We start from the raw sequence: 16,835 nt of genomic DNA, 5'->3' as shown, positions 1-16,835 counted from the left end.
GAAGCCTCCACCAATTTCTCCCGTTCTGATGGAGTGCGTTATGGAATGCGGGCACCAGGGCACGATTTGGTGTCGATGTATGAAGAAACCCGAGATGAAGGGTTTGGCACGGAAGTCAAACGACGCATCTTGCTGGGGACGCATGCGTTATCGGCCGGCTACTATGATGCGTTCTATCTTACCGCCCAGAAAGTGCGGACCCGGATACGGGAGGACTTTCACGCAGCCTTTCAAGCGGTGGATCTTATTGTGACACCGACGACGCCCGACCTGCCATTTTTGATTGGGGAACGCAATGACGATCCCATCAAGATGTATCTCGGTGATATTTACACGGTGACGGCTAACTTAGCGGGAATCCCGGGACTTTCTATGCCGGTCGGTCTTGCGGATGGATTGCCGGTGGGATTGCAGTGGCTGGCCCCACCGCTAGCGGAAGCGCGCCTGCTTCACGCCGCAGCGCAGTTAGAAGCTCAAATCGGAGATGTCTTGCCGTGGCCAAGGGGGATTGCTGACCATGAATAGTGATTATCAGGTCATTATTGGGCTTGAAGTACATGTGGAATTGAAGACTGCCTCAAAGCTTTTCTGCTCTTGCGCCAATGCCTTCGGTGCTGCTCCGAATACCCACACGTGTCCGGTCTGTCTGGGGATGCCCGGAGTACTTCCGGTGCTAAACGAAGAAGCCATTCGCATGGCGACACGTGCGGCTATGGCGCTCAATTGCCGGGTGGCGGGATATTCAAAATTTGATCGAAAGCAGTACTTTTATCCCGATCTCCCCAAAGCGTATCAAATCTCGCAGTATGATGAACCGCTGGCAGAGTGGGGTTACGTGACGATTCGTCCCGAGGGCGGGGAGGAAAAGCAGATTGCGATCCGTCGCATCCACGTTGAAGAAGATGCCGGAAAGCTGAATCATTTGGGCATTCGGTTGGGTGATGCCTCAGGATCGTTAGTGGATTTAAATCGAGCTGGAGTTCCGTTGGTAGAAATTGTCTCCGAACCCGATCTGCGTTCGGCGGAAGAAGCGCGTCTTTACTTGACTGAATTGCGGGCAGTGCTAAGCTATCTCGACGTCTCGGACCTCAGAATGGAAGAAGGGTCGATGCGATGTGACGCCAATATTTCTCTTCGACCGAAACACTATCAAGGAAGCCTCGAAGATCTACCGCGCGTGGAAATTAAAAATGTCAACTCGATACGGAATGTTCAACGCGGGATTGACTACGAAATCGGGCGGCAATTGGAAGCGGTTCTGAACGGCGAACGCATACGTAAGGAGACGCGCGGATTTGATGATACTACCGGTAAGACCTACAGCCAGCGCAGTAAAGAAGAAGCCAACGATTACCGATATTTTCCTGAACCAGACCTTCCACCACTAGTGCTAAGTGACGCTGTTCTGGAGGAGATGAGGAGCGGTCTACCGGAGTTGCCGGCAAGCATCCGTGAGCGGCTTCGGAGCCAAGGCATCCCTGCGCAGGACGTGGAGGTGTTGGTGCTGGACCGTTATGCCTATGAGTATTGGAAAGAGGCCACAGCACAATTCGCTGACGTCCGGTTGGTAACGAACTGGATGCTGTCTGATGTCGCCCGTCTGATTAACGCCCGCCAAGAAAGCTTCTCGCAAGCGAGTGTCGGGCCCAAAGAACTTGTTGAATTATTAAAGCTGATTCAGTCAGGAACCTTGTCAGGACGAATGGCAAAAGAAGTCTTGGAAGGCATGTTCGAGTCGAAGAAGAGCGCGGCTCAGGTGGTTCAAGAAAAGGGACTCAGTCAGATCACGGACGAGGACGCCATTCGGCGGGTGGTAGAAGAGGTGTTGCAGAAGAACCCCGCCGTGGTCGACGACTACCGTTCGGGCAAAGAGAAGGCTTTGGGTTTTCTGGTGGGTCAGGTCATGAAAGAGACCCGCGGACAGGCCAAGCCGGATTTAGTGAATCAGTTGCTAAAGGACTTGATGGCTCCGTGAATTGGAGAAATCCTTTGAGGATGCCGGCTGGAGCGCATTTGAGGATTGTGGCCACCTCAAGCGCTGTCAATGCTGCTGCCATCGAGGCGGGTCAAGGGGCGATGGAGGAGCGGGGATTTACGGTGAGTCTCGCTCCTCACCTTTTCAACCGATGGCAGGATGACCTGCAGTTGGCGGGCGAGGATCGCCATCGGGCTTCGGATCTCATGGAGGCGCTCATCGATCCTGCAGTGGACGGCATTGTAATGGCTCGCGGTGGATATGGCGCGATGAGACTATTGCCGTATTTGGATGCATCGGTGGTGCAGGCCCTAACTCCCAAACCGGTGATAGGGTTTAGTGACGTGACGGCGATTCATCAATTTCTTTTTCATTGCGGTTGGCCCAGTGTGCACGGGCCGAACGCGCATAGCGATTGGGCGGGTACCGCGGGTGATGCCGCGCAAGCGCTACTTTTTGATGAGGCCGAGCGATTGACGGAGACTCCGTTAGAACCCCTCTGTGGGACGCTGGCGCAGCCGCTGGTGGCCCCATGGCGTGGGGGCAACTTGGCAATATTGGCGTCCTTGGTAGGACTACCTTGGCCGTGCGATTGGCATGGCTCCATCCTCTATCTTGAGGAAGTGCACGAAAAGCCCTATCGCATTGATCGTATGCTCTACCAATTGTATCTCTCGGGAATATTAAAGGGTGTGCGGGGGATCGTGTTTGGCGAGGCGCTGTTTGATACGCCGGGGTCCCAAGAGCGGGCAGTGAAAGGCATTCTCACGCAATTGGCGGAAAAGATGGAAATCCCCGCGTGGTGGGGATTTCCCTCCGGGCATTCTCCCAATATGACGGCTCTCCCTTTTGGAGTGCCGCTGAGCATTAATTCAGACGGGCACGTTGATTGGCCTCGAGAGGAGGGGTCTAGTGGGTGAGGAAATTGTGGCGCGTATTGAACGGATGGGGCAGGCTGGAGATGGTGTTGCTCGTGGCGAGGATGGCCGCTTAATCTTCATCCCTGGCGCTCTCCCCGATGAAGAGGTGCGCGCCGAGATTACGGAAGTGCGCCGCAACTTTTCTCGTGCGAAACTGCTCGGGGTTAATGTGGCGGCCAGGGATCGCGAAATGCCACCCTGTCCGATATTCGACGCGTGTGGTGGATGCACGTTTCAACACTGGGCCTATGCCAGTGAATTGCAGTACAAAGAGACGCGTGTGCGTGAAGCGTTAAAGCGTGTGGCGGGCTTTTCTGACGAGCGCGTTAGCCCTATCGTGGGTAGCGTCTCCCCTTACGAGTACCGTAACAAGGGACAATTCCCGGTGGCGGGTCAGGGCGGTATGGTGGCATTCGGTCTTTACGGTCGTGGCAGTCATCGGATAATCGCCACCGACCACTGTGACATTCAAGATGCGGTGGTCAACAGGGTGCTCAAGGAGGTTCAAGGCGCGGCTCGCCAGGTGGCCGTTACCCCCTACGAGGAATCGTTAGGCCAAGGGGTGCTGCGTCATGTGATGGTGCGCAGTTCCCGAATGACCGGAGAAGCGCTAGTGCTGTTGGTGGTCCGGGTACCGGATGAGAGCCTATCAATCATGGCAGAGCATATCATGCAACGATGCCCCGAGGTGAAAGGGGTTGGAATGAATGTTAACAGCGAGCGCACGAATCGAATTCTGGGCGAGCATACCCAGATTCTAAAAGGGCAAGATCACATCGTGGATACCATCTTGGGTCTTAAGTTCTCGCTATCATTTACCTCGTTTTTTCAAGTCAATCCTGACCAAGTGGGAGTCTTATATCAAACGGCCTTAGGATTTGTGAACGTGGGCCTCACGGAGGTTTGGGACCTCTATTCTGGCGTGGGCACGCTGGCAGCGCTGGCATCTCAGAAAGCGCTCTTAGTTCGGGCATTGGAAGCGAATCTTGACGCCTGCCGCGATGCAGAAGAAAATTTCCGCTTAAATGCCATCCGCAATGTGACCATAGTGCATGGGCGGGTGGAGGATGTGATTCACAATTGGGTCACGTCTGATAAGACACCACCAGATGCCGTGATTGTGGATCCGCCGCGAGCTGGGTTGGTGCCATCGGTGGTAGATTCACTGAATGCCCTGAGAGCCAAGAAGATTGTCTATGTCAGTTGCAATCCCGATACCTGGGCGCGTGATCTTTTGGCGCTACACCCGCGGTATGCGCTAGAGGAGGCTATTCCTGTCGATATGTTCCCACGGACAGACCATGTCGAGATTGCTTCGGTTTTATCTCTCCATGAGGCCTAGCCCCGTGTGCCCAAGTGTTAGTGCGCTTCGTCCGCCAGCACCCGCTTTCGAACCAAAAGCCAAGCGACCGCTGCGACCACAATGCCACCAAACCCCACTACCGCCCCCACCAATTCGCCCTTGGCCAGTGGCGACACCAACATTGCCAGCACCACCACGACGATTACAAAGTAGGTAGTGTAGGGGAATCCCCAGAGCTTATGATTGAGCTTGTCGGGACTCTTCTTCATGAGGTAGGGTCGGTAATAGCGCTCTGTGAGGAGGACCATCAGCCAGATGAACATGGCCTGAAATCCCGTGGCAGTGACAAGGTAGCTATAGGCTTTTTTGGGAAGGACGTAGGCAAGGATAATGGTGAGTGCCAATAGTCCAGCGCTCATCCAGATGGCGCGGGTTGGTTGCCCTTTTTGGTTGAGCTGTCCTAATCCTTTGGGAGCTTGGCGTTGTTGCGCTAATGAATAGAGTACGCGGACATTGGAATATAAAGCGGCATTCATGGTGGAAAGCACGGCAAACAGTAACACCAGATTCATGATGGTGGAGAGATAGGGAATGGTGCTGACTCGAATCGCCATGATAAAAGGACTAATCGCGTCGGACTCTCTATACCACGGGACCAGCGCCAGCACCACGAAAATCGAGCCCATAAACATGATGGTGACTAACCAGGATGAATTGCGGATCGCTTGACTCAGGGTGACGTGAGGATTTTTCGCCTCGGCCGCGGCGAGTCCAATCACACCGGTGCCGGCATAGGCGAATAGCACCAGAATCATCGCCGGCATCGCGCCATAGAGGCCGTGGGGTGCGATGCCTCCTAAGCCAGTAAACATATGAGAAATGCTGAGGACAGGGTGGGTTGATGGGACCGCATGGAATATCAAGAGAGCGCCCAAAACAATAAAAGCTAGTACCGCGAGAGTTTTCACTCCAGCCATCACCCCCTCGATGGTGCCAAATCCGCGCACACTGATAAAGTTAATGGCAATAATGAGCGCGGAGTAGGCGAGAGACCAAAGCCAGAGAGGCATGCCCGGGAACCATAATTTTGAAAATAGGGCCGCTGCGGTGACTTCGCTGGACATGGTGAGTACGCTCGAAAACCAAAAAATCCATCCCGAGACAAAGGTCCACCCCGGCCCTAATACTTCTTTGGTGAATACCAAAAATGACCCGGGTGTTGGGGTGGAGATGGACATTTCCGCTAAGGCATTAATTTCGATGATCATCACCAGTGCCCCCAAGGCATACATGGCTAATACGATCGGTCCCGCATGGTGGATCGCCAGACCACTGGCCATAAAGAGACCAGAACCCATGATGCCTCCGATGGTGAGCAACGTTAAGGCGGGTGAGGTGAGATCTTTATGGAATGTGCGGCGATGTTGGCTGTGCGATTTAGTCTTCGATTTTCCCGGGGTCTTTATGCCCATGGAGACATCCCTCCGATTTGACATAGCATTTCAGTTTCTGGTAACAACTTAGAGGATAGGATGAGCAACACCAGAGGGCTTTATTCGGGGGTGAAGTAGTGGGCGTGGTAAAGGGCAAGACAGTGGCTCAATCGCGAACGGAAATGACAGAGTTGGTTCTTCCGGGAGATTCAAATCAGCTAGGCAACATTTTGGGCGGAAAAGTCATGCATTGGATCGACTTGGCGGCAGCGATTACCGCCAATCGCCATGCAGGTCATGTTGCGGTGACTGCTTCAATGGATAGTTTGGAGTTTCTACATCCTATTCGCGTCGGAGAAGTTGTGCACTTAGTAGCCCAGGTGAATTGGGCGGGTCGCACATCGATGGAGATTGGCGTTGATGTGTACGGAGAGAATATGGATACTGGCGAGCGTCGTAAAACCTCTACGGCTTTTCTGACCTTTGTCGCCTTGAACACAGAGGGGACACCCATTGAAGTGCCTCCTCTGGTATTAACTAGCGGTGAAGAAGAGGAGCGGTTTCATGCGGCTGAAGGGCGGCGCCAAGAGCGACTACGAAATCGGGTACGCCCGGAGACGATGTGATGGAACAAATTGGTGGAGTAATTATGTAATATTGTCGATGAGCGTCGAAGTAGACGGAAATATTAGTTAGCTCGCCAAATTCGGGTGATGCCACCCGACGAGTGAGTCGAATCATGTCGAACGTATTGACAGAGGATCTTGGCGGGTATCCCGTTAACATGTCGGTGAGGGCTAGTCCTCACCGATTTCTTTCTGTAGGGGGTGACTCATGATGCCAGATAGTGCAGTGGTGGATGCCATTACGCGGATTACGAGTATTTTGGTGGACTTAACTGGCGGCATTTTTACCATGGTCATGGTGTATGGGGGTATACGGTTCATGCTTTCGCACAATCCCAGAGCAGTGCAATCCAGTAAGGAGTTGATGGGGCGAGCTGCCATGGGATTGGGCCTTGTTCTGATGGTGGACGTGGTCCGACAGCTTATTCAGTATGTCGTATCATGACGCTTAATCCGGTGGTCGCGGTCGTCAATCATCTATCCCAGTGGTCGTGGCATCAAGTGTTGGAATTAGGCTCAGTCTGGATTGAACAGCTCATTTTTGTTCCGTTGCAATGGCCTCAGGCGGTCGTTAACCTTTACGATCTCAGTCGCAACCTCGCTTTTATGGTGGCCGTGGTGCTTGCTATTTTTGCTGCTATACGGAGCATGTGGCCCGATCTAGCGATTCCTGGTGGCAATCTTTCCGTTCCACTTTTGCTCGAACGGTTGGTGGTGGCTTCATTGATAAGCCTGTCAGGTATTGGTGCCGTAATGGCCGCACTCGCCCTCAATGACGCTATAGTGAATGGGTTTATCGGTCAGACGGGTCAATTGACGACGAGCGCACCGAAAGGCGTGTTGTCACCCTTTGTCGTCCTGTTACTGGCGTTAGCACTAATCGGGCTGATGTTATATCTGGCGGTATTTTATGCAATGCGAACTATCGAAATCTATGTGCTGACGGCGGCCATTCCCTGGTTTGCATTTTGGTGGTCGACCAGTCGTGACAATGTCGCTTTCTCCAATCTGATTCGTGAACTGGGGGTGGTCATTTTCATACAAACCTTACATGCCGCCGGATTCTGGTTGGTGATACATCTCTTGACCACGGAGAATTTAGGAGTCCAAGGGGTGTTCCTGGAGGTGGCTCTCCTCTGGTACATGACGAAATTACCGGGACAGTTTCGTCGACTGGTTGGAGTCGGAAATGGGGTATCTGCGCTATGGCGGTGACACGTACTGTGACGATGCCGTTAAGCCGAGAACCCGAAATTCTCTTTGGCCTGCGCTTAATGGATTTAATTTGGGTCATGGCAGCAGCGGTCGGTGATCTCGCTTCTTGGCACACTATACGGGGATCATGGACGCTACGCATTATGGTGATGGTAGGCATCGCGCTTATAGGACTCATTTTGGCGTTGGTGAGAATTAGTGACGCCACGCTACCGGAATGGGGACTGCGATATGCGCGCTATCTCTTATCTCCTCACTTATTCCTGCCTTAGATCGTAGTCGTGTCTATCGACCAATGGTTCGTTGCTCAAGGAAATACCGCACCTGATTCGTTAAACACATCATCAATGGCAATATCGCAAGTCAATGAAAAAATGGGGTGATATGGATGGTGGCACGTTTAAATCAAATGTTTCCTATTCGAGCCATCGGTCCTGGGATCTGTTTATTAGGTCGCGATCGGTTTTCGGCGGTATTGGAAGCACTGCCGATAAACTTTGGTTTGCGGTCGCAAAAGGACCAGGACAGGTTGGTGGCAGGATACACGCGGTTTTTGAATGGACTCAATTTTCCTGTGACGATTCTAGTGCGTTCGGACTATCTTAGAATTGACGAGTATTTGGGCGAATTAAAGGCTTGTGAGGAGGATATGGAGCCGCATCTGCGGCCATCATTGGGCGACTACATTGAGTTCTTGCATGACACCGCTAGTGTGCAGCACCTCATTCGCCGTCGCTTTTATCTCATTCTCTCTTGGCAGGGGATGGATTCGCGCTCGAGACCGCGTCGACGCGGGGAGCTGCTTTGGGATGAAGCGGAAAATGAATTGGCCCGGCGGAAAGACTTGGTGGCGGAAGGACTGCGTCCCTTGGGAATTCGAGTAAAAACCCTGCAACGCGATGAACTGTTTCGTTTTTTGCACGCCAGCTTAGGCGGAGGCAAGGAACTACCGTCAGGAGCGAATTGGGCATGGGATTAAAGCTGAATCGTATCGCCAGAGGACCTGATCCGCTGGATTCGGTTTGGCCATCTCAGGTGCGGGTCGATGCCAATATGGTGCAGGTGGGTGCACACTATGCGAGAAGCTACACGGCTGTCGCCTATCCACGGGAGGTGCAAGCGGGCTGGTTTGAGCCGATTATTGGCTTCGCGTCCCCCATCACGGTGGTGCTCTCCACTGAACCAGTAGATTTGCAGGCCGTGGTGAAGAGCATGAACCGGCGCATGGTTTGGCATAAGGGATCGCAGAATGCGGACCGCGTGCAAGGGCGGTTGAGCCGCGCGGACCAGGAGATTGCACTTGAGGACGCCGAGGCGGTGCGCATGGGCATTGCCCGGGGAGATACCCGCATGCTGCAGGTGGGGCTGACCATTACCGTCTGGGCTCAAGACGCAGACGAGCTTGAGCAGCATAGCCGGTTATTGGAAAGCCAAGCACAAGGAATGATGTTGGCTCTTCGTTCACTGCGCTATCAGCAGCCATTAGGATTGAAACGGGTTCTGCCCTTGGATGAGCCGCTCGATAAAGTGCGTGAAATGGATAGTCGTGCCTGGTCCACCTTGTTTCCCTTTTCTTCCGCCGACGTGATTCATTCCCATGGGCAGGTCTTAGGGATTAATCCGAAGAGTCGTAGCTTGGTGATTGTGGATCGATTTCAGATGGCCTCGCCCCACTCCATTACGATTGGCTGGTCAGGAGCGGGAAAAAGTTTTTCCGCCAAGCTGGAGGCGATACGCTCACGCTATCGCAATTTGGGGGTGACTATCATCGACCCCGAAGGAGAATATCGGTGGCTGGGGGAGGCTGGGGCGACAGTATGGGCGATTGGCAATCGGATGGAGAGTGTGTCCTTCCCGTATAATCCGTTCGTCATCGAGGCGGGACTGTCCAGTGAAGAAGTGGAACGGCAATGCGATTTTCTCTTAAGACTGCTACGGACACTTTCTCCAGACCTTATGAACGATGATGGCGGTGTCATTTACGACAGTGTCTTTCGGACAGCGCACCAGCATCAAGGGCGATTTTCTCCGAGTACGGTGGCCGTTCTGGACATGGTGCAGTTGGTCAACACGGTATCTAAGGAAAATCGTCGGGCGGCCGACCGTCTAGACATGGTATGGGCACGCTGGAAGGCCGCTATGGGAGAGGGGAGTCGGGAGGACGGCAATGAAGCCTTTGAGGTCTACGACTTAAGTCGATTGAGTGAAGGAATGAAGTCATCAGTCTATTTGGCTCTTACCGAATGGATCATGCGGAGAATGGGCCAAGAGACGCTGCAGCGATTGGTGATTTTCGATGAAGCATGGCACCTTCTTACTGACGATCATACCGCTCCGTTTTTGGAAGAGCTGTTTCGACGGGCACGAAAATGGGGAACCGCTCTGTCCCTGCTTTCCCAAGACATTGGCGACTTCACCCGCAGCCGAGCCGCTGAAGTGTGTTTACGTAACGCGCCCATGGTGCTTTTGTTGCGGCAACATCCAGAAAGTCTGCACGAGGTCTCCTCGCTGATGCGCTTGCATGAGGGGGAGGTAGAAACCATTGCCTCAGCGTCACCAGGCGAAGGCCTTTTGGTTCTGGCTGAAGATCACTTGCCGATTCGCATAATTGCTTCCAAGCAAGAAACGGAAATGTTATCGCGACCATTGCGATAAGTCTGCTATCACCAATAGAGGATACCAGTCGCTGAGTGGTCCCCAACTGTGGAGCGGCCTGGCCACAAAACGGTTTTGTGGCCCTAGTATTGGGCAATGGCGGTCCATGATTTCGAGTAAGAGAGTAGAAGGGATGAATGATATGACCTGGAGAGCCAAACTCAAAGACCGTGCGGGCATCGTAGCCTTTTTGATGAGCGCTCTGGTCTTCGCAGGGATGAGTGTTTGGAAGACACCAGTAAAACCGACAACACCAGTATTGGTACCTATGCTGCGTCAAAATGTACTTCCAGGCAGTCGAATAAAGAGTACCGATATTGAGTGGATTGCGGTGGCGAAGATCCATTCAGTCGACCCTAAGACGCTTGAAGGATATGCTAAAACCTCACTGTTTCGTGGTGAGGTATTGTCCCCTCAAGAGATTGGGTCAACGTCCCCAAGTACGGTGGTGGTTGCCATCGCCCCGTCCACCGGCAGTGAGACCAATGTGGCGCACACCGGCGACTTTGTCGATGTACTTATCCTGTCTCAAGACAATGTTCTTTGGCAATCGGGCCCGTTACCCGTGGAGTCGGTCAGCGCCCTCAGCGGGTCTGGCGCCACCGTTGAGGTGATGATGTCTATGAAGGTCGCATTGCAATATGAGCGCGCGAAAAATCTGGGAACCATTGAGATTGTGGGAATGCAGTCATGATCCTCATGGCAAGTGGACATCCCGGATTGAACGCATTCATTCGCGAATCGGCACCACCACATGTGCGACTCTGCGACTCATGGGAAGACGTTCAGAGACTTTGGGGATCAGCGGAAAAAGTTTTTTTAGGACAGCGTCTAGCCGGTTTCGACAAGGCGTTGGAATGGATGGCGGCACCAGGACAAAAGTTGCCTGCATGTGAACTGGTGCTGTGGGTCGATGCCACTTTTGAACCCCACCCCAGTCTTCCGATGCGCGACGTCATCTCGCTGTGGAAGGGAGAAATTGATGCTGTACAACTAGAAGACTGGTGGACCATCCAACCCCGGGGAATCTCCGCGATGGAGGTGGCATCGAGGTGGTGTGTCGTTACTCTCTATCCCTATCTCTCAGTGGAACCGCTGGTCAGTGCGCTGACCGAGTGGGCAACTCAGCGCTACGGTGTTGGAGGGGTGTGGGTTGATTGTGATGGTGGTCATGCCGCGTTATCACTGCTGTGGCGCCCGCGTGGTTATGAACGACCAGAATATCCCTTTGCCGAGAGAAAACCACAGAGAATGATGCGACGCCATTATTTGATACCGGCTCCTCCTCCTTGGTACCCCGGAACGTCAGATTCCGGAGGAAGTTTTATGGAGGGATTGTGGCGTCAGGACTGGTCCTGGCAGGCGTGGTTTTTAGGAGGACAAATTGCGAGACCAGAAGCGGTTTTTGCGTTCTCGCATATGACGGATGCCGTATTTTGGCTTGGGCGAGATACCACGCTCGGAGTGATCGAACGCACCATGGAGTTCTGTCGTCTGTATAATCCTAAACTTTCAATTCGTATGGCAGGAGAGCTTCCAGCACAATTGACCGAGGCGTTGATGCGCAAGTGGGAAGTGGCACCGTTAGACACCGGTATGGACCTCGGCCATAGGTCCGAGCTTCGTCGACTAATCCCGATCCGTCGGAGAAAGAAGGAATAGCATGTCCGAAACGAGTTGGAGACCGGAGAGGACCAGTACAAACGAGTGGCCACAGTCTGTTGCGGAGGAATACCGTGATTTGGAACCAACCGTGATGCGATGGGAAAGCGTTCTCCGATCCCGCTATCCCGAAAAGATGGCCCATCTCATTTGGGATAAGGAGCGGGTACGAAATTTAGAAGAGGCGATCGATGCGGTGATCGATGAAGACGGGGATGGAGCCATGCACTTACGCGCGTTCTATCGTCGCTCTCTCATTAACCGTTTGACGGGACTTGGTCCCCTGGACACCTTGCTGCTTGACGAATCGGTCACCGAAATTATGGTCAATGGTGATGAAACCTTTGTGGAGCGCCGTGGGGTCATTGGTCGGGCCATGATGGACTTTCTTGATGCCGAGGAAGTGGCTGACCTGGCCCGTCGGTTGGCGAGTCGGACCGGGCGTGAGTTGAATACAGAAGTACCGTTGTGTGACGCGATGTTGAGCGATGGTTCCCGCATTCACTGCGTTCTTCCTCCGGTGAGTGATGTGCCCAGTATCACCATTCGCCGGACACAGCAAAAACCGCCCACACTTGAGGACTACCTAGATGAGGGGGCTATGTCTCAGGAACTGTGGGAGGATCTGGTGTCGTTGGTGCGCGATCATAAGAATTTAATTATCACTGGGGGGGCGAGCACCGGAAAAACCTCGCTTTTACGGCTGTTGGGGTCCGAAATTACCGAAAGTGAGCGCTTGATTACCATCGAAGATGTGCGTGAACTCAATATCAGCCATCCCAATACGGTGCGCCTCGAGGCCTATCGTCAATATACTGTCAATGCTTTAGTGACCAGTGCGCTTCGAATGCGCCCCGATCGCATTATCGTTGGCGAGGTTCGCGGGTCTGAGGCATTGGACCTTATTGAGGCGATGGCCAGTGGCCATCCTGGAAGCCTATGTACGGTGCATAGTTCGGGGGGGGATTTACGCACTATTCATCGCCTGGCGCGTATGGCATTGCAAAAAAGCACCGGACTCACGTTTGAGTCGCTGGTGGAACAGATTGCAGATACCTTGGACTATATTGTATATCTGGTGCGTGAACCCTCGGGATTTCGCCATGTGGAGAGGGTGATGGAAGTCACTTCCACGGGCTTATGCGAACGGTGGCAATGGGACGCGGGTCAAAAAACATTTCGGAGGCGAGTGAGGTGATGGACCGAATTCTGTGGAGTATCGCCGTGGGCCTCTTGGTATATTTCGGAATGCGACAGTATTCCTTTGATTGGCTGTGGCCTGCGTGGTGGCTTGGTATTTTCAGCCGATCACCGACCTTCGCATTGGTCGGGCTATTGGATGGAGTGGGGATGACCCTCTATATGAGGGCCCGATTTTTTGAAAGACAACGCGACCGTGACGAAAGCGAACTGCTACTATTTTTAGAAAGGTTACAGCAGTTGCTGTATGTGCGCGGAACTCTCGCCCAGGCGTTGGATGATATGGGCTATCGAGCCATATGGTCAGGCAGTGATGCGGGGGAGCGGATCTTGGACGAGGTGGCACGACGCTATCGGGTGCAATCCATGACGCTCTTCAGTCGGATTGCTTTCGTGATTCGACGGCATGGGGGAGCATTAATACCGCTGGTGTCTTGGGTGATTGACTCAATCAATGACGAGCATGCTCACCGTATGGCGCGCCGGTTGGAAGAAGAAGCTCGCCGCACTACCATCATGATATTGATTGGCGCACCACTGGCCATTATCGCAATTTTTCGTCTTATTTTGCCTTCTTTCTATCATACACTACGAACCACGGAACTCGGACAGGTGGCGTTAACTTGGGTGGCACTCTCGACGCTTGGGGTGCTCATCGTGTTAGCCCGCGTCACCTCTGAGGAGGCGAAACGGCGATGATTACGCTGGCTGCTTGGTGTGTTGGTATGGCCTATTTGACCTGGGCTGGCATGGAAAAACGCGTTTGGATGGTCTGGGTTGCGGTGGTGCTGCCGGGCCTCTATTTTCACTCTTCCGGTTGGGGGATGGCATTAACCGCGGTGCTGACGGCTATTCTGATGCTGACGCGCCGAGAACGAACGGAGGGCAAGATATCGGTGGCGCAGCGCTGGGCTTTGGTGAGATTCTGGCAGGAAGTGCGGGTGTTCACCTCGGCCGGATTGACATTTTGGCAGGCTGTAGAAATCTCGGCGGATTCTGAACCACTGATTTTGAATAGTATTACGGCGATGGCAAAAACCATTGCCCAGCAACCATCGGTTACGGTGAAGAACCTTTATTGGCCCGGAGAGGACGGGGATTTGACGTTATTGTTACTTCAGCACGGCTATTTGCATGGGATTACCGAACAGCAGATACGCGCTCAGGTGAAGCATCTAGAAGGGCGGCTAAGAATTGAAGATGAGGTGCGGCGGCGACGGGACCCGTTGTGGATGACCATATTGCCAGCTTTTTTGTTGGTGAATGTACTGTGGATATTTATTGTTCCAATGATTTCGATGGCAGACCAAAGTTGGTTTCATCTTTGATTCTAGGCCAATATCCCGGCTATTTTTGCAGCATATCGGAGACCATCCTCCTCAAACCGGCACCAGGCCGACCCATAGAGGACTCATGCCTACCGCACTGAAGGCCTTCCTGGGCATCATGGATCTCTTGCCAGCGCGGTATCACCGCTGCACCAGTCATCAGCAGGCAAACTAGGAAGTTCGGCGCGCAGTACTTGGCCAGCAAAAGATTGACGTCTTCCCAACCGTGAGTCCATGCGATGTGAAGGAGCAATGGATTTCATGTCGACTCCGGGTGTCGGGTGATTTAAACGTGCAGCTGCGAGTATGGCGCTAGGATCGCATGTGCGATGCTGTCGCCAGTGTACATCACACCACGCGATATGGCCACGATTCGTTAATTTTTCGTGCTAAGTCAGGTTGTCGTAATTCCCGTGCATTCAGGACGTCAATGTGGCGATATACCCGACACGAGCCTCAGGACCACGCTCGAATTTCCGGCTGGTTCGGGCTTCATTTCGTATTTTCAGGAGCACATCAACCATTTTTGTTAATATATATAGACATGACTATGGTGAAATGGACGTATCGGTGGACCGTATGTGCTAAGTGGTAACTCAGGAATTGGAATATCTCGATACCTGTATCGAAAGGTAGGTAAAGTATGATACAACCCCGAAGCGTGGTAGACCAGATGACCCTATATAGCCCGGGAAAATCTCTTCAGGATGCACGTCGCGAGGCTCAGCGAGACAACATGATTAAGCTCGCGTCCAACGAAAGTCTATGGGGCCCATCTCCTCAGGTGATTCATGCGTTAGAGGAGGGTCTTAAGACCATCCAATACTATCCGCAAGTACAAGATGAGGCGTTGGTGAAGCTATTTTCCGCTCATTTAGGGGTCACTGATGGCCAGGTGCTGTTCGGCAATGGCGCGGACGAAATCTTGAGAATGGTTGCGCTGACCTATGTCGATGCGGGGCAGGAAATTATTTTTCCGCATCCTAGTTTTTCCGCCTATCAACACGCAGCTCTGCTAGCTGGGGCTCAGCCCGTACCTGTCCCGTTGCAAGAGGATGGAGCCAATGATCTGAGAGAGATTTTAGCGCGAATTTCATCTCACACGAGGGTGGTCTATTTGTGCGCACCCAATAACCCCACAGGAAGTCTGATCACCATAGAGGATTGGGAATATTATCGACGTCATGTCCCCGCCCATATCCTAACGGTCGTTGATGCCGCCTATTGGGATTTTGTTGAATTGTCGTTGCGGCCCCATATTATGCAGTCCATTCTGGCAAACGAGCCCGTGATGATGGTCGGAACCTTCTCGAAGCTCTATGCTCTCGCGGGATTGCGCATTGGCTGGGCTGTCGGCCCCGAAGAGGTTGTTGCCCCTATGCGGAAAACGCGAGAGCCTTTTTCATTGAATTGTCTTGCAGCCGCGGGGGCCCTCGCCGCATTGAAAGACGCCGTCTATTACGACAGGGTTCGAGAAGAGACCATTCGCATGCGGCAAACGTTTCAGTCTGAGCTCTCGCATCGCCACTTGACCTATTTCAGAAGCCAAACCAACTTTGTGACCTTTGCCGTAGCCCACGCACAGTTGGTGAGCCAACGGCTATTAGAGAAGGGATTTGTGGTGAGGTCCACCGAGGGGTTTAATCTCCCCGGATATTTACGAGTGACCATGGCGCCGCACGAGATTATGCAGCAATTTCTGGGCGCGCTAGATAGTGCGTTGGCTTAACGTCGGAGTGGTCTGCGCGGACTGAGGGCATCTCCGAGGTGAACGAGTCCCTGCTGGTGCGCCATAATTACGGCCTGGGTGCGATCATACACGTTAAGCTTGGCGAGGATGTGGCTGACATGCACTTTGACGGTTTTTTCTCGAATGCCGAGAGCGTCGCCGATTTCTTTGTTCGAGAGTCCTTCGGCAATTAAATTGAGTACTTGTTGTTCGCGTGTCGTCATCGCGGCGGAGGTACTAGAGTCTTTGAGCAGGTCGTCGAACACCTGACGCCCACGCGCGACTTGGCGAATCGTTGCCGCTAAGTCGTCCGGCTGCACGGCCTTATCCAGATATCCTCTTGCGCCGTGTTGACGCAGATAGTCTAAGCTCTTTTGATCGGCGTAAGACGTCAAAATGATGACGCGCGTTTCCGGCCATCGCTGCATAATTTCGTCAAATGCCGTGACCCCGTTTTCCCCCTCTTCGAGCATCAAGTCCAGCAGCAGCACCTGGCAAGGTTGCCGTTGCAGTTGCGGGAGGAGCGCGGATAGCGAGCTGGCTTCAGCGCATACGGTCATATCCATCGATCCAGAGAGGAAACGGCGCAATCCTTCACGCACGATGGGGTGATCGTCAAGAATGGCCACCTGAATGTGGTCATGATCCAATGGTACCACCTCCATAAGGGATCTCCAGTAGGATGGTGGTTCCCTGAGCGGGATGGCTCTCTATATGAAGTTCCAGCTGTTGCCATCGGGCGCGCTCTTGCATGCTGGAAAGTCCTACCCCCAAAGGAGCGCTCGCGGG

Annotated in this window: 18 protein-coding genes; 16 read left to right on the top strand and 2 right to left on the bottom strand. The window is 53.3% G+C overall.

Translation table 11 applies throughout. The annotated features are described in order from the left end of the window. From ACOJWD_RS04510 to rlmD, 4 genes are all read left to right on the top strand, one after another. The coding region (locus ACOJWD_RS04510) for an amidase family protein (RefSeq protein WP_486992032.1) at positions 1 to 525 on the top strand (525 nt) is incomplete at its 5' end. Next, the gene (gene gatB / locus ACOJWD_RS04505; RefSeq protein WP_486992031.1) at positions 518 to 1,975 is read left to right on the top strand and encodes an Asp-tRNA(Asn)/Glu-tRNA(Gln) amidotransferase subunit GatB; all 1,458 of its coding nucleotides are present in this window, start codon (positions 518 to 520) and stop codon (positions 1,973 to 1,975) included. The genes ACOJWD_RS04510 and gatB, both read left to right, overlap by 8 nt. A gap of 20 nt (positions 1,976 to 1,995) precedes the next feature. Then, a complete protein-coding gene (locus ACOJWD_RS04500; RefSeq protein WP_486992033.1) occupies positions 1,996 to 2,895 on the top strand; it encodes a S66 peptidase family protein in 900 nt (299 codons plus the stop codon). Then, on the top strand, positions 2,888 to 4,237 hold the full coding sequence (gene rlmD, locus ACOJWD_RS04495; protein WP_486992030.1) for a 23S rRNA (uracil(1939)-C(5))-methyltransferase RlmD: 1,350 nt from the start codon (positions 2,888 to 2,890) through the stop codon (positions 4,235 to 4,237). The genes ACOJWD_RS04500 and rlmD overlap by 8 nt, the downstream gene beginning before the upstream one ends. 17 nt (positions 4,238 to 4,254) lie before the next feature. On the opposite strand, the gene ACOJWD_RS04490 is transcribed toward rlmD, so the two are convergent. Continuing rightward, complete coding sequence (locus tag ACOJWD_RS04490; protein ID WP_486992029.1) at positions 4,255 to 5,670, bottom strand: amino acid permease; 1,416 nt, start codon at positions 5,668 to 5,670, stop codon at positions 4,255 to 4,257. 98 nt (positions 5,671 to 5,768) lie between these two features. Here ACOJWD_RS04490 and ACOJWD_RS04485 point away from each other — a divergent pair, with 98 nt between their 5' ends. The 12 genes from ACOJWD_RS04485 to hisC all read left to right on the top strand — a co-directional run bounded on the left by ACOJWD_RS04485 (position 5,769) and on the right by hisC (position 16,046). After that, positions 5,769 to 6,257: an acyl-CoA thioesterase gene (locus tag ACOJWD_RS04485; protein WP_486992028.1), complete on the top strand. Its 489-nt coding sequence runs from the start codon at positions 5,769 to 5,771 to the stop codon at positions 6,255 to 6,257. A 208-nt stretch (positions 6,258 to 6,465) separates the two neighbouring features. Next, positions 6,466 to 6,702, top strand: a complete 237-nt coding sequence (locus ACOJWD_RS04480; RefSeq protein ID WP_486992027.1) for a hypothetical protein — start codon at positions 6,466 to 6,468, stop codon at positions 6,700 to 6,702. Next, entirely contained in the window at positions 6,699 to 7,472 is a 774-nt protein-coding gene (locus ACOJWD_RS04475; protein ID WP_486992026.1) for a hypothetical protein, read from the top strand. Before ACOJWD_RS04480 ends, ACOJWD_RS04475 begins: the two co-directional genes overlap by 4 nt. After that, positions 7,463 to 7,744 (top strand): hypothetical protein, encoded by a 282-nt coding sequence (locus ACOJWD_RS04470; protein ID WP_486992025.1) that lies wholly within the window; start codon positions 7,463 to 7,465, stop codon positions 7,742 to 7,744. Before ACOJWD_RS04475 ends, ACOJWD_RS04470 begins: the two co-directional genes overlap by 10 nt. A gap of 116 nt (positions 7,745 to 7,860) precedes the next feature. Then, positions 7,861 to 8,451 (top strand): type VI secretion protein, encoded by a 591-nt coding sequence (locus ACOJWD_RS04465; RefSeq protein WP_486992024.1) that lies wholly within the window; start codon positions 7,861 to 7,863, stop codon positions 8,449 to 8,451. After that, positions 8,442 to 10,127, top strand: a complete 1,686-nt coding sequence (locus ACOJWD_RS04460; RefSeq protein WP_486992023.1) for a VirB4 family type IV secretion system protein — start codon at positions 8,442 to 8,444, stop codon at positions 10,125 to 10,127. Before ACOJWD_RS04465 ends, ACOJWD_RS04460 begins: the two co-directional genes overlap by 10 nt. A 142-nt stretch (positions 10,128 to 10,269) precedes the next feature. Beyond that, positions 10,270 to 10,821, top strand: a complete 552-nt coding sequence (locus tag ACOJWD_RS04455; RefSeq protein ID WP_486992022.1) for a CpaB family protein — start codon at positions 10,270 to 10,272, stop codon at positions 10,819 to 10,821. Next, positions 10,818 to 11,789: a hypothetical protein gene (locus tag ACOJWD_RS04450; protein WP_486992021.1), complete on the top strand. Its 972-nt coding sequence runs from the start codon at positions 10,818 to 10,820 to the stop codon at positions 11,787 to 11,789. The genes ACOJWD_RS04455 and ACOJWD_RS04450 overlap by 4 nt, the downstream gene beginning before the upstream one ends. Position 11,790: 1 nt before the next feature. Further along, a complete protein-coding gene (locus ACOJWD_RS04445; protein WP_486992020.1) occupies positions 11,791 to 12,987 on the top strand; it encodes a TadA family conjugal transfer-associated ATPase in 1,197 nt (398 codons plus the stop codon). Further along, on the top strand, positions 12,984 to 13,688 hold the full coding sequence (locus ACOJWD_RS04440) for a type II secretion system F family protein (RefSeq protein ID WP_486992019.1): 705 nt from the start codon (positions 12,984 to 12,986) through the stop codon (positions 13,686 to 13,688). The genes ACOJWD_RS04445 and ACOJWD_RS04440 overlap by 4 nt, the downstream gene beginning before the upstream one ends. Further along, on the top strand, positions 13,685 to 14,317 hold the full coding sequence (locus tag ACOJWD_RS04435) for a hypothetical protein (RefSeq protein ID WP_486992018.1): 633 nt from the start codon (positions 13,685 to 13,687) through the stop codon (positions 14,315 to 14,317). The genes ACOJWD_RS04440 and ACOJWD_RS04435 overlap by 4 nt, the downstream gene beginning before the upstream one ends. Before the next feature lie 643 nt (positions 14,318 to 14,960). Then, complete coding sequence (gene hisC / locus ACOJWD_RS04430; RefSeq protein WP_486992017.1) at positions 14,961 to 16,046, top strand: histidinol-phosphate transaminase; 1,086 nt, start codon at positions 14,961 to 14,963, stop codon at positions 16,044 to 16,046. Here hisC and ACOJWD_RS04425 read toward each other — a convergent pair. Continuing rightward, positions 16,043 to 16,711, bottom strand: a complete 669-nt coding sequence (locus ACOJWD_RS04425) for a response regulator transcription factor (RefSeq protein WP_486992016.1) — start codon at positions 16,709 to 16,711, stop codon at positions 16,043 to 16,045. The two genes, hisC and ACOJWD_RS04425, sit on opposite strands and share 4 nt — an antisense overlap. Positions 16,712 to 16,835 lie beyond the last annotated feature (124 nt).

It is taken from the genome of Sulfobacillus sp. TH-112, from assembly GCF_057473405.1.
This window is presented reverse-complemented; position numbering and strand designations above follow the sequence as displayed.

What these genes read in the sequence shown, in the direction of transcription:
- ACOJWD_RS04465 (WP_486992024.1), top strand. Translation starts at nt 7,861, where the DNA reads ATGGTGGCACGTTTAAATCAAATGTTTCCTATTCGAGCCATCGGTCCT.
- ACOJWD_RS04425 (WP_486992016.1), bottom strand. Translation starts at nt 16,711, where the DNA reads ATGGAGGTGGTACCATTGGATCATGACCACATTCAGGTGGCCATTCTT.
- ACOJWD_RS04480 (WP_486992027.1), top strand. Translation starts at nt 6,466, where the DNA reads ATGATGCCAGATAGTGCAGTGGTGGATGCCATTACGCGGATTACGAGT.
- ACOJWD_RS04455 (WP_486992022.1), top strand. Translation starts at nt 10,270, where the DNA reads ATGACCTGGAGAGCCAAACTCAAAGACCGTGCGGGCATCGTAGCCTTT.
- hisC (WP_486992017.1), top strand. Translation starts at nt 14,961, where the DNA reads ATGATACAACCCCGAAGCGTGGTAGACCAGATGACCCTATATAGCCCG.
- ACOJWD_RS04445 (WP_486992020.1), top strand. Translation starts at nt 11,791, where the DNA reads ATGTCCGAAACGAGTTGGAGACCGGAGAGGACCAGTACAAACGAGTGG.
- ACOJWD_RS04450 (WP_486992021.1), top strand. Translation starts at nt 10,818, where the DNA reads ATGATCCTCATGGCAAGTGGACATCCCGGATTGAACGCATTCATTCGC.
- ACOJWD_RS04460 (WP_486992023.1), top strand. Translation starts at nt 8,442, where the DNA reads ATGGGATTAAAGCTGAATCGTATCGCCAGAGGACCTGATCCGCTGGAT.
- ACOJWD_RS04500 (WP_486992033.1), top strand. Translation starts at nt 1,996, where the DNA reads ATGCCGGCTGGAGCGCATTTGAGGATTGTGGCCACCTCAAGCGCTGTC.
- ACOJWD_RS04435 (WP_486992018.1), top strand. Translation starts at nt 13,685, where the DNA reads ATGATTACGCTGGCTGCTTGGTGTGTTGGTATGGCCTATTTGACCTGG.
- gatB (WP_486992031.1), top strand. Translation starts at nt 518, where the DNA reads ATGAATAGTGATTATCAGGTCATTATTGGGCTTGAAGTACATGTGGAA.
- ACOJWD_RS04490 (WP_486992029.1), bottom strand. Translation starts at nt 5,670, where the DNA reads ATGGGCATAAAGACCCCGGGAAAATCGAAGACTAAATCGCACAGCCAA.
- ACOJWD_RS04475 (WP_486992026.1), top strand. Translation starts at nt 6,699, where the DNA reads ATGACGCTTAATCCGGTGGTCGCGGTCGTCAATCATCTATCCCAGTGG.
- ACOJWD_RS04470 (WP_486992025.1), top strand. Translation starts at nt 7,463, where the DNA reads ATGGCGGTGACACGTACTGTGACGATGCCGTTAAGCCGAGAACCCGAA.